This window comes from Pseudoalteromonas sp. SG41-2 (assembly GCF_014164535.1).
Taxonomy (GTDB): domain Bacteria; phylum Pseudomonadota; class Gammaproteobacteria; order Enterobacterales; family Alteromonadaceae; genus Pseudoalteromonas; species Pseudoalteromonas rhizosphaerae.
Window position 1 is genome coordinate 163,747 of sequence record NZ_JACJFK010000003.1, and the last position, 18,160, is coordinate 181,906.

Consider the following 18,160-nt stretch of genomic DNA (forward strand, 5'->3'; position numbering starts at 1 on the left):
TTACCCAAAGGCTGAATATGGAATTACATCAAGAGATTAAAACACTTGCTGCGCAGTTAGGCGCTATTTTAACGGATAAACGCTTATGGATCACTAGTGCTGAATCATGTACTGGTGGTGGAGTGAGTTATGCGTTAACAGATACCCCTGGCAGCTCAGCTTATATTGACCGTGCATTTGTAACATACAGTAATCAAGCTAAGCAGGATTTACTAGGGGTTACAGAGCAAACCTTAACTTTATACGGCGCAGTGAGTGAGCAAACTGTTTTGCAAATGGCCGCGGGTGCGTGTAAGGCCGCAGGGGCAGATATTTCGGTTGCAGTATCGGGGATTGCAGGTCCAGGTGGTGGCAGTACAGAAAAACCAGTAGGTTTAGTATGGTTTTGTATTCAAATTGGCGAGAAACAGTATCCGAGCCAACAGATATTCGCAGGCGATAGAGCGCAAGTTAGGTTGCAAGCTATTGTTTACTCATTAAAAACCATTATAGAAAAGATAAATTAATAAAATTAGCTTGATACTGTGATTTCATACAGTATACTTGTCTGCATTAGCCGGATTTGGAGAGTAAAATGAACGATAACAAACAAAAAGCGTTGGACGCTGCTTTATCTCAAATTGAACGTCAATTTGGTAAAGGCTCAATAATGAAATTGGGTGACAATAAAGCGTTAGATATTGATGCTATATCAACAGGCTCTCTGGGCATTGATATCGCATTAGGCATAGGTGGTTTACCTATGGGGCGTATTGTTGAGATATATGGCCCTGAATCATCAGGTAAAACAACGCTAACATTACAAGTTATTGCTGAAGCACAAAAAGAAGGTAAAACCTGTGCTTTCGTTGATGCTGAGCATGCACTTGATCCAATTTATGCCCAAAAATTGGGTGTAAATATTGATGAGTTATTAGTTTCACAACCTGATACAGGTGAACAAGCACTTGAAATTTGTGACATGTTAGTACGCTCAAGCGCTGTTGATGTGGTTGTTGTCGATTCGGTTGCGGCATTAACACCGAAAGCTGAAATTGAAGGCGACATGGGTGATTCACACATGGGCCTACAAGCACGTTTAATGTCACAAGCATTACGTAAGCTAACTGGTAATATCAAACGTTCAAACACTTTATGTATTTTCATTAACCAAATCCGTATGAAAATTGGTGTTATGTTTGGTAACCCAGAAACCACTACTGGTGGTAACGCACTTAAATTCTACGCGTCAGTACGTTTAGATATTCGTCGTATCGGTTCTGTTAAAGAGGGCGACGAAGTGGTGGGTAACGAAACCCGCGTTAAAGTGGTGAAAAACAAAGTTGCTCCTCCGTTTAAGCAAGCTGAATTTATCATCATGTATGGTGAAGGCATCTCTAAGCATGGCGAGCTAATTGACTTAGGTGTTAAGCATAAGCTAGTTGAAAAAGCAGGTGCTTGGTATAGCTACAATGGTAGTAAAGTTGGTCAAGGTAAATCAAACTCAATTAAGTTCTTGAAAGAGAACCCTGAGATCTCTAATGAGATTGAAGGTAAGTTACGTGATATGTTGCTATTAAAAGCAACAATTAAGCCTGACGATGTTGAAGATACAGTGTTAGCAGATGATGCTGAGCTTTAAAAGTATTTAATAAGCGCGATTTGACCCGCACTTAACATTAAAAAAGCCGCTAAATAATATTTAGCGGCTTTTTTGTATTTGTAACAGCCAATACCTTAAGCCAATTGGGTGTAGATAATTTAACTTTGATAAGGTATATCACAGGCATAAAAAAGCGGCCAAAGCCGCTTAAGGAAGTAATATAATTTTAGTTTTAGCTTAGAACGCGTATTTAACTGAGAACTGCAGGCGATCTAAATCACCATCAACGCCACTTTCTGTTTCACGTTCTGCATGCTTTAACTCAGCACCAAACGTTAAACGTTTAACTGGTGAGTATAAAATATTAGCGCTATAGCTTTGGCTAGATTCAGTTGGGTCACCGGTAATCGTAAGCAAATCAGTGTTATTGTCTGCTGAGAAGAACGAGTAAAGGAATGTTGAGCGCCATTGGTTATTCCAATTGTGCTGGTAAGCGATAAACCCTGATGTAGAGTCAATTGCATCTAGCTCATCACCATTAAGCACTGCACCATGCGCAACATTTAAGCCAACGTAACGACCTAAGCCTTTACCTTGGGTAAGCATAAATTTAACGTTGTCTTGGCCAACTTTAAACATACCTGATGCACTAATACCAATTGATGTTTCATCAGCGTCAAGGCCGCCCACTTTATAAGTAAGTTGACGAGCAAGCGCTGCAACCACTAAGTTACCCCAATCAGCAGTATGTGTGTAACGTGCTGTGAAATCCGGTAATGATGCATCATCGGTTACAGCCATACCATTTGAAGTTGTAATTGTACTTTCAGGGTTTTCTAACGAGAAAGACCATGCGCCAGTTGTGTATTTAACTTGTGCTTGGCGAACAAATACCGTGCCTTCAGCTGGACCTACAAAATCAAGAGTTTCAGGCAGTGCACCAACATTTTGGAAGTTTGACCATGTTTGACCAAATAACCAGCCGTCGTAAGAAATAAATGCGTGGCGAATACGTGGCGCGTATGAGTTAGATACGCGCTCATTACCGCCAGCAGCAGATGCTAAAAAGTCTATTTCGATTTTACTACTTATGGTTTTGCCGTTGTCTAGGAGTGTTGATGTGCCAAAATTAAAACGAGACTGACGTGCGTGCATATCAAATACAGCATCAGAGTTGTTGTCGGCACCGACTGTTAATGTACTTGGTACATAAAAGTCACGCCCTACATTTGTACCCGCAGGCGCGCCAGCTGAATAATCACTCCACATTGCATCGAGTTTTATATAACCGCCATAAGTCACATCAGTGCCACCGATGGTTGCGGCTTGTGCTGTAGCTGAAAGCGCGCACAATACGGCTGTGGCAGTAAGTGTTTTTAATACTGTTGATTTTGTTGTCATAGTCAAAGTCCTATTCGGGGCTGCTTGTTGCATTATTATACTTGTGTTGTGATACCACTTTTGATTAAGTATGCTTTTTACTCAATTACCTATTGGTCTATTAGACTAAGGTGGCAAGCTTGCCATCTCAGTATAAACATATCATTAACATTTTGTATTGATAGCGTAAAATGATGAAATTTTAAAACAATTTGAGCGTACAGTGAAATAAATCAAAGATAATACAACTAAGGTCTAATACTTTCGCCCGCTATGCTGGGTGATCCTTAAGATAGGCCTTAGGCAAGTAATTAAAATGGAGACGACTATGTCACAAAGTATCTATCCAGTTCCTGCACATATCAAGAATGCAGCCTTAGTTGATAACGATAAATATAATACACTTTACAAGCAATCTATTGATGATCCAGAAGGTTTTTGGGCAGAGCACGGTAAACGTCTCGATTGGTCAACACCTTTTACTAAAGTAAAAAACACCTCGTTTGATAAAGGCCATATCAGTATTAAATGGTATGAAGATGGTGAGCTTAATGCTTCGTATAACTGTATTGACCGCCATCTGGCAACTAAAGCAGATAAAACGGCATTGATCTGGGAAGGCGACGATCCTTCGCAAAGTGAACATATTTCTTATCAACAGCTGCATGACGAAGTGGCAAAATTTGCCAATGGTTTGAAAAAACTCGGTGTTAAAAAAGGCGATCGTATTGCTATTTACATGCCTATGTCACCGCAAGCTGTTTATGCAATGCAAGCATGTGCGCGTTTAGGTGCAATTCACTCGGTAGTCTTTGGTGGTTTCTCACCATCAGCAATTGCTGATCGTATTAAAGATTCTGGTGCTAAAATTGTTATTACTTCTGATGAAGGGCGTCGTGCAGGCAATACAGTGCCACTGAAAGCAAATGTTGATGAAGCCGTTGCACAACAGTCGGTCACTACCATCGAACACGTTGTTGTACATCAGTTAACGGGTGGCGAGGTACAATGGCATGAACATGATGTATGGTGGCATGATTTAGTTGCTGATCAAGCCCCAGACTGTGCACCAGAACCGATGAATGCAGAAGATCCACTCTTTATTCTTTACACTTCAGGTTCAACAGGTCAGCCTAAAGGGGTGGTTCATACGACTGGTGGTTATTTAGTATATGCATCGATGACTCACGAATATGTATTTGATCTAAAAGAAGATGATATCTTTTGGTGTAGCGCCGATGTGGGCTGGATCACAGGTCACAGTTACATTGCTTACGGCCCATTAGTTAATGGTTGTACGCAAGTCTTATTTGAAGGTGTACCCACTTACCCAACCGCAGGACGTATGGGTGAAGTAGTCGATAAGCATAATGTTACAATTTTATACACAGCGCCAACGGCAATTCGTGCACTGATGGCCAAAGGCGATGAACCAACAGCGACTTCAAACCGCGATAGCCTACGTATTTTGGGCTCGGTGGGTGAGCCAATCAACCCAGAAGCATGGACTTGGTATTACGAAAACATGGGTAAAAGTAACTGCCCAATTGTTGATACTTGGTGGCAAACTGAAACTGGTGGCATCATGATCACACCTTTACCAGGTGCAATTGATATGAAACCTGGTTCTGCAACCCGTCCATTCTTTGGTATTGCGCCAGCATTATTTGATGCTGAAGGTAATGCTCTGGAAGGCGCAGTTGATGGTAACTTAGTTATTCTTGATAGCTGGCCATCACAAGCTCGTACAGTTTACGGCGATCATGAACGTTTTGAACAAACTTACTTCTCAGCTTATCCGGGTGTGTACTTTACTGGAGACGGTTGTCGCCGTGATGAAGATGGTTACTACTGGATCACCGGCCGTGTTGATGATGTATTAAACGTATCAGGACATCGCTTAGGTACTGCCGAGATTGAAAGTGCACTGGTTGCTCACCCTGCGGTTGCCGAAGCTGCTGTAGTAGGTTACCCGCACGATATTAAAGGCCAAGGTATTTATGTTTACCTAACGCCAAACGAAGGTATAACGGTCAGTGACGAATTAACCAAAGAAGTTCGTAACTGGGTTCGTAAAGAGCTTAGCCCAATTGCATCGCCAGATATGATCCAATGGTCACCAGGCTTACCGAAAACGCGCTCTGGTAAGATCATGCGCCGTATTTTACGTAAGATCGCTGCAAATGAGCACGAGCAATTAGGTGATACCTCAACACTTGCAGACCCTGGTGTGGTTGATGAATTAATCGAGAACCGATTAAATCGTTAAATATGCGTTAAAAACTTGATTAGAAGTTGATTCTAAACGTAGTATATCGGCTGTCAGCTATTTGATAGATGGCAGCCGAATTCATTAGGAGTGAACCATGAGTCAGTTTTTAATAGCGGATGACCACCCGTTATTTCGCGAAGCACTAAAAGGGGCATTAACGGCAAAGTTTGATGGTTTAGAGGTTTTTGAATCTGAAAATTTTGAAACTACATTGCAAGTGCTTAGTGAACAAGAAGATTTAGATATCTTACTACTAGACCTACATATGCCCGGCAGTGGCGATTTATATGGCCTAATTCGCATTCGTGAAGATTATCCAAGCTTGCCAATTGCTGTTGTCTCTGGCAGTGAAGATATCAATATTGTTTCAAAAGTTATGAGCTACGGGGCGATGGGATTCATTCCTAAGTCATCATCATCAGATGATATTGCCGGAGCAATTAATCAAATACTCGATGGCGATGTATGGCTACCACCTGAGCTTAAAGACAAAGTAGCGAGCGTTACCAATGAAGATAAAGAAATCGCCGCTCAAGTAGCCTCCCTTACCCCACAGCAATATAAAGTGCTGCAGTACTTACACGAAGGTTTGTTGAATAAACAGATCGCTTATGAACTACATATTTCAGAAGCAACGATCAAAGCGCACATCACCGCGATATTCCGTAAGCTTGGAGTGTATAACCGCACGCAAGCGGTGTTGATAGCTGCAAAATTACAACTCGAACCTATCGAGCAAACACATTAAGTACAGTATAAAAGTAGTCAATAATAAAAAAAATAAAGAGGCGTTGCGCCTCTTCATTCTACTCTATTTCTAGAGCCTAGCTAAATACGACGGTTCTATTACCATTAATAAATAGCTTATGTTCTGATGCTAATTGCAGTGCCTTACAAAACACTGTTTTCTCTACATCTTTGCCCATTTTAGCCATCATTTCGGCAGTGTTTGCGTGGTTTACATGGGTGACGTCTTGCATAATAATCGGCCCTTCATCGAGCTCATTATTAACAAAATGCGCTGTTGCACCAATGATCTTCACACCCCGTTCAAATGCCTGATGATACGGTTTTGCACCGATAAAAGCAGGTAAAAATGAATGATGAATATTGATAATTTTACCGTCAAAACGGCCTACAAATTCAGGACTTAAAATCCGCATATATTTGGCAAGGCCAATGATATCGGGATTGTAGCTGGCAATTAAGTCACCCACTTGCAGGTCGTGTTCAGCGCGTGATAGCCCTTCATGGCTGACCACATGAAACGGCACATCAAAGCCCTTCGCCAATGGCGCTAAGTCAGGGTAATTAGCAATCACAGCCAATACTTCAATATTCAGTGCTTGCTCAAATTGCTTTAGCAATACGCCCCCTAAGCAGTGGGCTTCTTTAGTCGCTAGTAACACCACTTTAGTTTTCTCGTCAGTGTGCAGTGCTAATTGCGCGCCATCGGGTAACAAAGCTTGTAATTGATTTAAAAAATCTGGATGTGGTTGGCCCGTTAGTTCAGTGCGCATAAAAAAGCGCTGAGCATCTTTATCTACAAATTCATTATTGCGGGTAATATTTAAATTATGCTGATGACAAAGCCCGGTGATTTTCGCTATTAAGCCGACATCATCGGCACATTGCGTGGTTAGTATCGTGTTCATTTTTCCTCATTCTAATCCCGTGAACAGTGGCTCCATTATTTGTTAATTTGTCACAATAGCAAGGGCTTTATTGAGAAATTCAGTATTACCTAAATTGCTATAAGTGGAAAATAAAAAAATATTTTAATTTTGTGAGAAATTATTATACAGATTTCGTTATGGGTTATTTATTGTTCATTATCTTATTATCGTCAGGTAGACAAAATATAACAACGAAAGGGATAATTTTATGAATCTAATTAAATCAATGCTTGCGGCATCTATTTCGCTGGCTTTATTGTCTGGCTGTGAATCTGATTTTGTTGATCACCCTGATGAGCCTATAAATACCGCACCAGTTATTAGCGTAAGCGATACAGCAGTAGTTGAAAAACAAGCTATTTCAATCAGTGCCACAGTGCAAGATGAAGGCCCCGTTACTTATCTTTGGAGCCAAAATGCAGGGTTGTCAGTTGCATTAGAGAACACCAATACAGGGACTGTTAGCTTTATTGCGCCAAGTGTTAGCGAAGATAAAAAAATATCTTTAAATTTAACTGTTACAGACAGTGAAGGTTTAACGAGTGAAAAAAATGTTGTAGTTGATATTCAACAGCAGCTGGTTAAATTATCACTGGAAGGCATAGCAACAGATTCCCCCTTAATTGACGCGGCTATAAAAGCCAAAATAGGATCGCAAGAGTTCACGACAACGACAAATAGCGATGGTTATTATAGCTTAGAGTTAGCACTTGACGATGATGCTGATATGAGTCAATTGGTGACAATTGAAGCACAGGGTAAAGAGCAACAACAAGCCGCTTTGTTGCAGTCACGACTAATGAGCTTTGCAAGCTTAAAAACGAAAGCGGGCGATGACGCTGTACTTACTAATGACGAAGACTTTTCGGTAAATATTACTAATCTAACCACAGCAAAGTCGGCGCTTTTGGCGCGAGAAAATTTATTCGTAGACATTAAAAGCGAGCAAGACTTGAAACGCTTGTCGAATGAGATTAGTGCTGATGAGCTCGTTAAGGTTGCTACGACTATAAAAGTTATTTTGGACAAATCAACGAGCAATGAATTATTTGCTTTACCCGAGGGAGTAAATAATGTTTTAGAGCTGGCTTTAGATAATGAAAAAATGACTCAGTATATTAAAAAAGTGGAGCAAACGCCCGAGTTTAGCCAGGCCCAAGAAGAAATGCTAGCTGATGAGAAGGTTGTTCAGTCTACAAAGACTAATAACATTAAAACTTTTTACTATAATCGTGGCAATTTATCTATTAATCAAGTTATTGAATTAGATAACGACGGCACTGGTCGTTACCTTCTTCAAAATTATGATGGTCGCTTCGACTGGATATATCAAAACGATGTGTATACCTTAAATAATCCTGAAGGTTTTTATGCTTATCAGACTACTGCTGATATTGAAATTGATGGTGAAACAAAGCGGGTTCGCCAAGAGGTTACTACTTATAAAGCAGAGCTAAAGTTAATTGCGGCAACTGAAAATGGTTTTTTAGTCAAAGAAACTGAGTATAAAAATGTAGAGTACCCAGATGGTGAGTTAGAAAATTATCAACTCACTAACGAGTCTATCCTTAAAGTATTCACTCAAAATGAGCAAGTTGATTTTACCTTCGCGCAAACTCAAAACCCTATTGCATTGCCTGCACCGCATATTTTCGTTGATCAAGTATCTCTTGGTGCGATTACGTTAATGTTAAATGACGATGGAACAGGTGCTGTTTCAGAGCTTGGAAATACGCCTATTACTTGGCGAATGATAGAAGATAATAACAAACAGTCATTACATATCACACTGAGTGATTACGATAATGAAACAATACTATTTAGGCAATTAACAAGTGATGGTGATATTGCAACGTTTGCTGCATTTAGTGAATTTGACGGAATTAAAAATGCGAGTGTAGGTACTGGCAGCATTATCGACGAATCAGAGACATTCAATATTGCAACAATCCCTGGAATATATAGCTACAACTTTGATGGTAAGAGTTTAGATGAGTTTTGGTTTGAGCTTTGGCCTGATGGCAAAGCTATTTCGATGAGTGTGTACGACAGCAATGAGGATGGGCAATTATCAGTTGCTGAAAGTCGAATTTATGCTGGTAACTGGCATCTTGATGATGACATTCTTACAATAACGCGAAACCTAAATGGACGAGATGATTGTTACTACGTTGAGCAAGATCCTAATTGCTGGTTGTGGAATACTCGGCAATGGAAGCTAATTGAACAGATCGAAGATACTATTTATGTAAATAACATGCATCAATTTACCTATAGCCAAGGTGAGGAACCAAGAGAGAAAACGTTCGATAATCGCAAGTTTAATCGAGCAACTGAGCGGCCTATTTCGTCTCCACTACCTGATGAAATTTTACAACAGATAGGCTATCAGCCCCCTGTTTCTTTGACTGGCCTAATTAGCCCTAATAACTACTTGGGTAAGCGTTTGTATTTTACAGATCATGATTATAAAGTGGAAGGCGAGCTTGGTTATTTTCAATTTGATGACAATAACTCATTTCAATATTATCAAGATAACAACCTATCAACAGGGACTTACCAGATATTTTCTGATAATCAATTAATATTACGCGATGGTTCATCATTAATGTATGGGGCTAATTATAGTTTATTAATTGGCTCGAGTAATGTGGTAATTGCTACTTTTGAAGAGCATATTTGGCCGCATTTTACTAGCGAAAACGATGCCAAAGAATACATGAGTATTGTTGCCGACAATAAACCAGTAAGTAACGTCGAACATTTAATCGGGCGCGATATATATATGGTCGACCGAGATCGAGATGATCAGTGGGTGGTTAGTTATTTGAAGTTTGATGAAGATAAAATCACAATTTATAGTGATGAAAGTTTCACAACCATTAATACAGAGCTTGATTACAGTGTTGATGACACAGGCATGATTAGCTTCCCGGATGATCAAAATACAATGTACTTATCGTTAGTGACTGATGAGTTTAATATTATTATTACTAATGATGTAGGAAATAGCAGTAAAGATTTTAACTATTTCTTATTTGATCAGCAAAAAGCAAAAGATTTTGTTAACAACACAAATGCATTAAGAGAAAGCGCACAGCGTTAACTCCACTTACAATCTTTTAGTTTTAACAAAAATAAAGCGCGATAATTTTTATCGCGCTTTTATTCGTTTTAGTGGCCTGCAAAATTACCGTCGCAGAGATTTTATATCACGTAAAATGTGTAAATGTTAGGTTATAAGGCCGACGCGGGGTAAACCCTTAAAAGAACGGGGGTAAACCCGCTGTTATGGTGTTGTATGGAGGTGATTGTGGCTCGTTTAATTTTTTGTTGTTTGATGGTTGGTGTTTTACCAGGGTGCGCGATGAGTGACCCATCTGCAGAGATTGATGAAAATCAGTATGTATATCCTTATAAATGTACACATAAAGGAGAGGTTGAATATCATTCAATCACGGCACGTGAGCCTTTAAGTAAAGCGTTTTTAGCTAAAATGCAAAATGCATTGCACGAGGGCTTTGAGCTAGACCCTAATAGTTGCGTGCCTGTAGAGGCAATACCAGACGCTAAGAATAAGTAATTCGTCTCAACGATTTAGTAACGCCATTAAGACAGATAAAAATATTTTAAATTTATGAGAAAAATTTAACTTCTATTCGTGTCTGTCATTGTTGTGATTTCTTCGTAAAATTTATTTAGCTATAAATAATAACTATCTAAGGAATTACATGAAGTTACAGTTTGAATCACCTAAAGTTAAAACATCAATTTTATTCACGTTCAGTCTTCTTCTATCTGCTTGTGGAGGTGGTAGCGATGACTCACAAACTACAAAATCTGATGCAGATAAACAGCCAGATAAAGTAGAAGCGTCGCGCTTAGTGTGGGAAAAATTATTACCAACAACAAGCTTTGCTTATTACTCGTCACCGGCACTTAGTGCTGATGAGCAAACAATTTATATAGGCACAGCTAAGAATGTACGCAATGACCCCGCAGGCAGTGATTTGATGGTAGCTTATAACCGCAATGGCAGTGAAAAGTGGCGTTACACTTTGCCTAATGGTGAAGAAGTGCGTTCAAGCCCTGTTGTACATAATGAAAATATTTATTTCACTGTTGATAAGCGAGTAGGTGAGTTTGAAAAAGCATATCGCGATTTAGTAGCTCTAAATAGTAGCGGCGAGCAAATGTGGCGTCAACGCGTATCTGATTATGGCTTTCAAACAGGTTCTGGTTTAACCAAGGTTGCGGCTTTTGAAGGCCAAGTTATATATACCGGTTTAGATATCCGCGCTTTTAATGCGCAAACGGGTGAGAGCTTGTTTGAGCGTTTATGTAACTGTGCAGAGCGACAAGACCGATTTGTAAATGGAGCGGTAAATCACAATGGAGAATTGGTATTTTATGATGAAGGGCGTGTACTTAAGCTTGATTTAAATAGTTATGAGTTAGTTGGCGAATTCAAAGATATAGACACCTTTGAAGGTGACTTGGTTTACTCTACTCCAGCTATTGATTCTAACAATAATATTTACTTTGGGTCTGAAGCCGGAGTTTTATACAGCTTTGATGATAATTTGGATCTTCGTTGGCAGTTTGAGTTAACAAACCCGCAGGTGTTCGAGGCGCCATACATTCGCTCATCGGTAGCGATAGATGAGTCGCGTAGTACGATTTATTTTGGTACAAAAAATAATGATGATAGTGAGTTTTACGCACTCGATATCAATGATAAAAGTATAAAATGGCAAGTGGCAATTACCGGTGATGTTTATGTGTCTCCTACCATTGGCGATAATGGTAATGTGTACTTTTCTTCAGAAAGTAATTTACTTTATACATATAAACCAGATGGCACGCTTGCATGGCAATATGATTTAAAAGCAAATGTAACTTGGTCTTCTCCAGCTATCGATAGTCATGGGGTTTTATACATAGGTACTTTATCTGAAAGTAATGTATCGGCCGCAAGTGCAACAGGTAAGCTTGTGGCTATTCAAACCGACAGCACAGGTTTAATGCCTAATACTTGGTCTAAAATTCACCGGGATAATCAAAATAGTGGCGTGGTTAAGTAAAGTTAAAGTAAAGCAGTCGCACTAGTGTGCGATTGCTTTAACTAAAATTACAACGGGTTTACCACTGAGAACCGTTTATCAGAAACACTCCAGTAACCCAGATCAGAGACGATTAAAATTTTATAATTGTTACCTCGGCCATTAAAGAGTGCAGGGTCTAAGTTAAACTCTCCTGTATTTGGCAGTTCTTCAGCGAACTGGTACCAGCGCCTATTATTCACGATATTTAAATCCACTTGTTGCTTATCGCCAATTCCGCGAGAGTCATCATGCAGAACATACATAGCAACGGTTTGTCCGTAGAGTTTATTGGCGTTCCAGGTTATCGTTTTTTGCTGACCTACAGGGTAAATATCAAGGGCTTTAGGTGTGATAATAGTTGTAACCAATTTGTCTTTTAGTAAAAAGTGCTCTAAACCGTTATCAACAGTTTTACCTGAAGCAATACTAAAGAAACCATCAGATAGGCTCCAATAGCCTAAATCGCTGATGAGCATAAGTTTAAAGCGATTTGTGCCATTGGCCATAAAATGATAAGGGTCAATTTGGGCTGTTCCCGTGTTTTTTAAATTAGTTGCCGCTGGGTGCCAATCAATTTTCTTCAAATTATTAAAATCATCAAAGCTGTTAACTTTATAGTTGACGGTATGATTGACTAATACACTTATCGTATTGCCAATTAATCGTTTGCTATCCCATTCAATCGTAAATTCAGAGCCTATTTTTAGTTGGCTTGCATGTTTAGGGGCCGTGATCGAGCTAACTCGCTTTGTTTCACTTATCGCGTTGATATCTCTGGCAGGGCTAAATTGGTTCTTTGTGGAGTGTGATATATGGTTTTGCTTTTCGAGTTGTGCTAACCACTGTGTGTGTGGATTATTGTTTAGCTTATTAATAGTCGCTATTAATTCAAATGCCAAGGGAGAGTTTGATTTAGCATAAACAATGAGCTGCTGCATTTGCTGTGAAGTTAAAGTATTAAACATATTTGTTTTTATCACAAGCTCTAACCATTGAACTTGCTGTTGCTTGCTTAGTTGTGTTACGTCAATATCAAATAATGCTGTTTTATTCAGTGTATTTTGTTCATATTGCGCCGTGTATTTTGCTAAGGTGATATCGTAATATTGGCTTGATTGTTGTGTACCATTGGCAAGCCATAGCTCTGCATTCTTTAAGGTTTGTGAGTACTTACGCAAACTTAAACCTAGCATGGTACTTTCATAACGCCCCTTCATGCATTTTTGATCACTTGTCGAACAATGTAGTAGCTGTTTATTTAAAAAGTTATTTGCTTGCAAATAATCACGTTCTTTTAGGTAATATTGATATTGCTCATATAGTACAGTACTAAGTTCATGTTCAAAGTTTGGGAGTAGCTGTTGATAGATAAACATGGCTTTATTCAGGGCTTGTTCTTGCGCAAGTTGTGCACCTGCTTGAGCATATAAATTTGCCGCAAAATGGTTTAATTTTGCGAGCTCACAATGTAGTGGGTGGTAGTTATTCGCAGCATTTTTTAATGTTGAGTCTAGTAACTTAATTGCTTGGTCTATTTGATTATCTTCTATCAGTAGGCTGCTTTTCATTAACGATTGCCATGCTTTTTGCGAGGCAGACGTTGCTGTCGTATTTTCATTCTCGAGAATTAATTGACGGCTGAGTATAGGGTGATTATCACGATGAGTAAAAATATGTATTAATAATTCCAGTTTTAGTTCTGATGCATCGCTATTTTGAAAAGCTATTTTGATCTGCTTTATGTCACCAGCTAAATAGCTATCTTTAGTAAGCCAACCAAGCAATTTAATGTTGCTGTTTTGAGGGTTTTGCTGCGATAGTTTTTGCCAAAGAATTCGTGCTTTTTGTTGTTGATTTAATTTAATTAAACTTTTAATTTTTAATATTTGCATGTCAATCGAACTATCGCACAACGCCAATATATCTAAAGCTGCTGTAAAATTTCCATGCAAGTATAAGCTTTGGGCAACGGTTAAGAGTACGCTTTGTTGGTTTTTTGGGCTTAATTGACTCTGCATTACTTGTTCAACACCAGCAAGTAACAAGGCCGATACCGACAGTTTTGCACCTTGCGGCGCTAGCGGTGTGCTGCTAATTAGTAAGTTTTGATAAAAGTTGAGCAGTTCATACTGTTGCTTTGCGGCTTGCTTTTGTTCATCTTGATAAAGAAATAAGCTAATACAGGCGACACCCAAAAAAGCGATAGTTGAGGTTATTAGAGCAGCAGTAAGAGGGGAGCGTCTTATAAACTTACCTAATATATATGTTTTTGAGTGTTTAAACCAAAGTAATGGACGATGCGCCAGATAAGCGGCGATATTTTGTTTTAATGTATCTGCTGATGCAAAGCGTTGCTGTGGTAGTGGCGCCAGTGATTTATTGATGATTTCTTGAAGCTCTGTACTAATAGGTTGTATAAGTAGTTTTTCTAAAATACGCCCGAGGCTATAGATATCAGCTTGGGTTGTTAAGCTTTCACCAGCCAGTTGCTCTGGGCTTGCAAACTCGTGACTAAGCGCTTTTATATATGCGTTATGTAATGGTATTTCATGATTCATGGAACTGGAACGCGCAACCCCAAAATCAACAAGTTTAGGTTCACCATTGTTATCTACTAGGATATTTGAAGGCTTTAAATCTGCATGGATCACCCTATTTTGGTGAGCATACTCAACGGCATCACATACTTTTTGAAATACCTCTAACCTTGCTTTTTGCGAAAGGTTTTTTGCGTAGTTAATTAATGTATCACCGGCTATATATTGAATGATGATGTAAGTGCCAATACTGCATTTACCGACATCTAATACGCTAGCTATATTGGGATGTGATAATTTGGCAAGATATTGCGCTTCTTGTAAAACATGTTTTTGTCCATGTAATTGTACAATGGATGGATAAAATAACTTAATCGCTACCTTTTGATTTAACTGGCCATCATTTCTAGTCGCCAAGTAAACTGCACCCATTCCCCCATAGCCAATTAATTGCTCTAACCTAAAGTGACTTATTTCGCCGCCTTGCAGTTGTAAAAGCTGATGATCATTAGTAAGTAAATTTAATTGGCCATGTAATAAGTCATTAAACAATGAGCTTTGATCATTACTTGTATGTGCATTTATTAATTGCTTCACTTCAATGATGAATTGTTCATCAGATAGTTGTAATTGCAGCAATCCTGAGGTTAAGTTGTTGGCATGGTGTGTAAGTAAGTGTTCAAAACACGAAAGCGCGTCTTTAAATTGATTCATTAATTATCTTAATTTGTTTGAATACGCACTTTTATAAACGCTTTAGCAGCATCTAATTCGCGATAAATAGTAGCAAGTGAGACCTTGAATTGTTTAGCTAGCACTTTAGTATCTAGGCCCAAAAAGTAATGTTGAGAGAATATTTGAGCTTTTTGCGGATGATTTTTTTCTAGATGATTTAGGGCGCTATCTAATGCTAAAAAATCCTCTTGGTGTTTTAGTTGATCGTTTTGTTGCTGGATTTTTTCTGCGTTAGGAGTGCGTTTGAGAGTTTGAAACTTGCGAATTTCATCGCGTAAAATATTACGGATAAATACACTTAAATAAGTATTAAATTGTGTTTGGTGATTAATGCTTTGTTGTGGCGGGATTAATTCAATAAGTGACTGATGTAGTAGCGATCCAGTATGCGGTAAGTGCTGCAATACATAGGTTGAATCGATTTCATTACGGTAACCTTCTAAATGTACATGACAAACTTGTTTCAGGTGGTAGTAAAGCCGAGCTTTAAGTTCATCAGCACTTTGCGGGCAACCATTTTGCCAGCCATTGATTAGATCTTCTAATGATGCCTGCATCGATCTTCCTTATTTCGATATTTCAATTAATAAGGTACATTTGCGGGACTTTAATTACAAGTGTTAACTTAATGTTCGTTAATCAATTCTCTCAGCTGTGAGGGAGTCGTCCCAGTCCAGCGTTTAAATGCGCGGCGAAAGTTAGTTAAGTCGCTAAAGTTAAGTTCGCCTGCTAGGGTTTCGTTACTTTGCGCTAAAGTGGCGATATTAAACACCGCGGTTTGGCGATTGATACAATCTTGCAAGGCGCTAAAACGAGTATGATGTTGTTTTAGTTTTCGCTTAAAAGTGGCGGGGCTCATAGCGAAATGCTGGGCAACTGTTTCGAGGTTTTGTTGTGGTTGAGCGCCAATATGATTGCGCACTAATTGCAGCCAAGATGCCGCAGGTAAAGGGTGCTGCTTTATGGTTGCTAATGATTGCTGCAGCAGGCTCGGACAGCTATCTATTAAGTGTTTGTTATAAAGTTCATCACTAATACTGACCATAAATAATTGTTGTGAAAACTTGCAGTTGGCTTGTAGGTTAGTTTGATATTGCTCTATGTGTGAGGGCTGCGCATAGGGAAACGAAAAACATAAATCACTGTTATTACCTATTCGCCATTTACATGTTGCAGCGATAAAACTGGCAAATAATTCGCAGCAAAATTGTTCTACGGCTGCATTTATTGCCCCGAAGCTGAGGTTGATAATGAAGTAATGTCGGCCTTGATGGTATTTATGTTCGGCATTAAATAAGTTAAAGCCATGTAAAGGAGTGCGTGTGAGTAGTTTTTGCAGTGTGCGTAAACTTTCTGCTTGAGAAAATGCGCTATATAACGGATTGTGATTAAGTAGTTTTCGCCCTAGTAAAAAACTGAGTTGGTGTTGATTATCAAATTGACGACAGTTTTCTTGTAATCGATAAAATTGCTCAACACTGATCGAAGCCGTTCCAGCTGCAAAATCTTGATAAAATAATCGAGTCCCTTTGAGTAACTTATCAGGGTGTACCCCTCGGTGCTTGGCTAAATCCACTAATTGCGCCGCCCATGACTGTAAACCTTGATAAGGAGAGTCGATATAACTGCTGTTGCTAAGGTTTGCACTCACGCAGTATGTCCATGTAAGTTTTTGTTCGTTAGTAATTTTTGATGCAATTGACTGAGTAAACCAGAGGTCGAATCACGGTGCGTTGCAGCTACTAAACTGGTGTGTACTTTTTGTTTGTAGCTCACAGCTTTGTCGCTGCTATTAAACGAAAACGCTTCTAAAGCACTGACTAACGATACGCTTAGCCGCTCTGCAACAGCGAGTTCGGTATTGGGTAACATGACAATAAAGCAATCACTGGCGTAACGGCAGACTAAATCTTGTTCGCGTACATTCAAGGTGATCACTTGAGCAAACTCTTGTAACAGCTTATCGCCTTCTGCATCACCGAATTGACGATTAAACCGATCAAATTGAGCAATATCTAACATCAGTAATGAAAATCCATGCAGGCTATGATGGAGCAAATTTAGCTCGCGGTTGATCTGGCTTTTCATATAATCGGCGCTAGCTAGGCCGCTGATAGCATCACTGAGTTGATGCTCTCGATAAAAGCGCTCGCGATTACGTAATTGTTGATTAATGGTCATTTGCTCTTGGTGCCAATGATACAAAGCCATGGTCATTAAAATCATCCCAAATGGTGCGGGAATAGATTCAATGGTACTGAGCCATGCTTGTTCATCGCTGTAATATACAAATTCATCAATAAAATCGAGGGTCATCGATAAGTTCATAATCGCAAGGCCTGAGAATAATAAGTTAGTTACTCGTCCCTTTGGCCTACTTAATAGAATAAAAAAGATCCACAGCAGGGTCATGGCAGTAATACCGCCTTCGCCACCTACATCAAACCAATCGATCTGGCTATGGCCTTTATAGTGACCGTAGCTAAGTGTCAGGGTTAATACGCTGGTTAACATCACCACTAAGATAAGCAGTAATGAGCGATGTAATTTTAAAAACGATAAATTCATTGTCAGCTCAATAGGTATATTTGATAGGCAGAATAAGCAAACAGCTTAAACACCACTAGGGTCAGATTAGCTCACAGTGATGACATATTTTTTACGTTGGCAACTTTTCAAACGGATTATTGTTGATTTTTGAATTAAAAAACCATAAAAACAGGGGGTCAAATCAGCTCATTTTGCCGTATTTAACTACTTAAAATGCCCTTACAATGGCTAATTATCAAGGACGTAACGGGTACTGACATATTTCTTTCATGATTGCCCCTTAGGGTGTTGCTGCGAGCCAAGCATGGCCAAGTAAACAATCA

The 18,160-nt window shown here is 39.2% G+C and carries 13 protein-coding genes; 7 read left to right on the forward strand and 6 right to left on the reverse strand.

What is annotated here, in order from left to right; all coding sequences use genetic code 11:
* The first annotated feature begins 17 nt into the window (after positions 1-17).
* Positions 18-506 carry a CinA family protein gene (locus H5186_RS03550; RefSeq protein WP_145235284.1) on the forward strand — a complete coding sequence of 163 codons (489 nt, stop codon included), beginning with the start codon at positions 18-20 and terminating at the stop codon, positions 504-506.
* Between the two features lie 68 nt (positions 507-574).
* A complete protein-coding gene (gene recA / locus H5186_RS03555; RefSeq protein ID WP_145235287.1) occupies positions 575-1,621 on the forward strand; it encodes a recombinase RecA in 1,047 nt (348 codons plus the stop codon).
* A 198-nt stretch (positions 1,622-1,819) separates the two neighbouring features.
* Here recA and H5186_RS03560 read toward each other — a convergent pair whose 3' ends face one another.
* Positions 1,820-2,983 carry a DcaP family trimeric outer membrane transporter gene (locus H5186_RS03560; protein WP_145235291.1) on the reverse strand — a complete coding sequence of 388 codons (1,164 nt, stop codon included), beginning with the start codon at positions 2,981-2,983 and terminating at the stop codon, positions 1,820-1,822.
* A 307-nt stretch (positions 2,984-3,290) separates the two neighbouring features.
* On the opposite strand from H5186_RS03560, the gene acs reads away from it, so the two are divergent.
* Together acs and H5186_RS03570 are read left to right on the forward strand one after the other, a co-directional pair.
* A complete protein-coding gene (acs, locus tag H5186_RS03565; RefSeq protein WP_182783735.1) occupies positions 3,291-5,231 on the forward strand; it encodes an acetate--CoA ligase in 1,941 nt (646 codons plus the stop codon).
* 97 nt (positions 5,232-5,328) lie between these two features.
* Positions 5,329-5,982: a response regulator transcription factor gene (locus H5186_RS03570; RefSeq protein WP_145235295.1), complete on the forward strand. Its 654-nt coding sequence runs from the start codon at positions 5,329-5,331 to the stop codon at positions 5,980-5,982.
* Between the two features lie 76 nt (positions 5,983-6,058).
* On the opposite strand, the gene purU is transcribed toward H5186_RS03570, so the two are convergent.
* Positions 6,059-6,889, reverse strand: a complete 831-nt coding sequence (gene purU / locus H5186_RS03575) for a formyltetrahydrofolate deformylase (RefSeq protein WP_182783733.1) — start codon at positions 6,887-6,889, stop codon at positions 6,059-6,061.
* 229 nt (positions 6,890-7,118) lie between these two features.
* Between purU and H5186_RS03580 the strand changes: the two genes are divergently transcribed.
* From H5186_RS03580 to H5186_RS22970, 3 genes are all read left to right on the forward strand, one after another.
* Positions 7,119-10,016 carry a PKD domain-containing protein gene (locus H5186_RS03580; protein WP_182761383.1) on the forward strand — a complete coding sequence of 966 codons (2,898 nt, stop codon included), beginning with the start codon at positions 7,119-7,121 and terminating at the stop codon, positions 10,014-10,016.
* A gap of 207 nt (positions 10,017-10,223) precedes the next feature.
* On the forward strand, positions 10,224-10,493 hold the full coding sequence (locus H5186_RS03585) for a hypothetical protein (protein WP_145235301.1): 270 nt from the start codon (positions 10,224-10,226) through the stop codon (positions 10,491-10,493).
* Positions 10,494-10,641: 148 nt separating this feature from the next.
* On the forward strand, positions 10,642-11,994 hold the full coding sequence (locus H5186_RS22970) for a PQQ-binding-like beta-propeller repeat protein (protein ID WP_259400276.1): 1,353 nt from the start codon (positions 10,642-10,644) through the stop codon (positions 11,992-11,994).
* Between the two features lie 47 nt (positions 11,995-12,041).
* Here H5186_RS22970 and H5186_RS03595 read toward each other — a convergent pair whose 3' ends face one another.
* The 4 genes from H5186_RS03595 to H5186_RS03610 form a co-directional block, all read right to left on the reverse strand.
* The gene (locus H5186_RS03595; RefSeq protein ID WP_182761382.1) at positions 12,042-15,266 is read right to left on the reverse strand and encodes a serine/threonine-protein kinase; all 3,225 of its coding nucleotides are present in this window, start codon (positions 15,264-15,266) and stop codon (positions 12,042-12,044) included.
* A gap of 8 nt (positions 15,267-15,274) precedes the next feature.
* A complete protein-coding gene (locus H5186_RS03600; protein ID WP_145235307.1) occupies positions 15,275-15,844 on the reverse strand; it encodes a sigma-70 family RNA polymerase sigma factor in 570 nt (189 codons plus the stop codon).
* 68 nt (positions 15,845-15,912) lie between these two features.
* Positions 15,913-16,938 (reverse strand): AraC family transcriptional regulator, encoded by a 1,026-nt coding sequence (locus H5186_RS23300; RefSeq protein WP_182717184.1) that lies wholly within the window; start codon positions 16,936-16,938, stop codon positions 15,913-15,915.
* Positions 16,935-17,855: a GGDEF domain-containing protein gene (locus tag H5186_RS03610; RefSeq protein ID WP_145235311.1), complete on the reverse strand. Its 921-nt coding sequence runs from the start codon at positions 17,853-17,855 to the stop codon at positions 16,935-16,937. The genes H5186_RS23300 and H5186_RS03610 overlap by 4 nt, the downstream gene beginning before the upstream one ends.
* Between the last annotated feature and the right edge of the window lie 305 nt (positions 17,856-18,160).

Excerpts from the sequence above, each read along its gene's own strand:
- acs (WP_182783735.1), top strand. The coding sequence starts at position 3,291 with ATGTCACAAAGTATCTATCCAGTTCCTGCACATATCAAGAATGCAGCC.
- H5186_RS03570 (WP_145235295.1), top strand. The coding sequence starts at position 5,329 with ATGAGTCAGTTTTTAATAGCGGATGACCACCCGTTATTTCGCGAAGCA.
- H5186_RS22970 (WP_259400276.1), top strand. The coding sequence starts at position 10,642 with ATGAAGTTACAGTTTGAATCACCTAAAGTTAAAACATCAATTTTATTC.
- purU (WP_182783733.1), bottom strand. The coding sequence starts at position 6,889 with ATGAACACGATACTAACCACGCAATGTGCCGATGATGTCGGCTTAATA.
- H5186_RS03560 (WP_145235291.1), bottom strand. The coding sequence starts at position 2,983 with ATGACAACAAAATCAACAGTATTAAAAACACTTACTGCCACAGCCGTA.
- recA (WP_145235287.1), top strand. The coding sequence starts at position 575 with ATGAACGATAACAAACAAAAAGCGTTGGACGCTGCTTTATCTCAAATT.
- H5186_RS03600 (WP_145235307.1), bottom strand. The coding sequence starts at position 15,844 with ATGCAGGCATCATTAGAAGATCTAATCAATGGCTGGCAAAATGGTTGC.
- H5186_RS03610 (WP_145235311.1), bottom strand. The coding sequence starts at position 17,855 with ATGAATTTATCGTTTTTAAAATTACATCGCTCATTACTGCTTATCTTA.
- H5186_RS03580 (WP_182761383.1), top strand. The coding sequence starts at position 7,119 with ATGAATCTAATTAAATCAATGCTTGCGGCATCTATTTCGCTGGCTTTA.
- H5186_RS03550 (WP_145235284.1), top strand. The coding sequence starts at position 18 with ATGGAATTACATCAAGAGATTAAAACACTTGCTGCGCAGTTAGGCGCT.
- H5186_RS03595 (WP_182761382.1), bottom strand. The coding sequence starts at position 15,266 with ATGAATCAATTTAAAGACGCGCTTTCGTGTTTTGAACACTTACTTACA.